This window comes from Psychrobacter sp. AOP7-B1-24 (genome assembly GCF_052376215.1).
Classification (GTDB): Bacteria; Pseudomonadota; Gammaproteobacteria; order Pseudomonadales; family Moraxellaceae; genus Psychrobacter.
This window is the reverse complement of the sequence record NZ_JBQSVL010000188.1, coordinates 1-881: the sequence shown is the minus strand read 5'-3', so window position 1 is coordinate 881 and position 881 is coordinate 1. Positions and strand designations below refer to the sequence as shown.

The following is an 881-nucleotide window of genomic DNA, read 5'->3' as shown; positions in this document are numbered from 1 at the left end:
TATAGTCAGTTCAAAACAAAAGTGTTATGGCTAGGACAAACATCATAAAATAATTTGGATAAGTCATTTTCCATCCACCCTTGGCGTAGAAACTTCACTTGAGCCCATTTTTTCTCAATAGGGTTCAAGTCTGGGCTGTACGGCGGCAGCCATAGGATACGATGACCATGCCTGTTCAGTAATTTTTGGATACGTCTACTTTTATGAAACCGAGCGTTATCCATGACAATCACGCATTTGGTTTTAAGGCTTGGGATTAGGGTGTGTTTGCACCAATCGTAGAATATGCCGCTGTTAATGTTGTGTTCAAAGTAATCCAGTGCAAATAGCATCTTTTCATATAGAGCCCCAATGACATTGGTTCGCTTTTTACCTTGCCAGTTGTAGCTCTCGATACAGGGTTTGCCTATCGGTGCATAACCATGAGGACGAATGGTCTGGCTTTCAAAACCGCTTTCGTCCATATACACAATGGGATAACCTTGCTGTTTAAAGTTATCAAGCTTACTCTGATACGCCGCTCTTTTTATTGGACATGCTTTTGGATGCTCTAAGGTCTTTTTTTTGACTGATGCCTAGGCGTTTTAAAGCCTCACAAATGGCTGGGGCAGTACAGTTGAACCGTCTTGCTCTCTCATAGTGATAGTCATCAGGGTAACGCTCAACGTCTTTGCGTAGTGCATCATCCGGTATTTTTGATGGCGTAACATTGCGAGTGCTCTTACTATGCAGCCGTTTCTTCCACTTTTGAATAGTGGTTGGACTAATGTCATAAAAAGAGGCTGCCTCGGCAAAGGTCATGCCATCTGCTAAGCTTTTAAGAACTTGTTTGCGATAATCTAGTGAGTAAGTCATGATAATTGAGTATATCTGTTGAGATG

The 881-nt window shown here is 41.9% G+C and carries 2 protein-coding genes; both read right to left on the bottom strand.

Annotated elements, in window-relative coordinates; all coding sequences use genetic code 11:
• Window positions 1-5: 5 nt before the first annotated feature.
• A complete protein-coding gene (locus ACT3QP_RS14925; RefSeq protein ID WP_444526043.1) occupies window positions 6-530 on the bottom strand; it encodes an IS630 family transposase in 525 nt (174 codons plus the stop codon).
• Window positions 505-881: IS630 transposase-related protein (locus ACT3QP_RS14920; RefSeq protein ID WP_444526042.1), on the bottom strand; the 377-nt coding region annotated here is incomplete at its 5' end. The genes ACT3QP_RS14925 and ACT3QP_RS14920, both read right to left, overlap by 26 nt.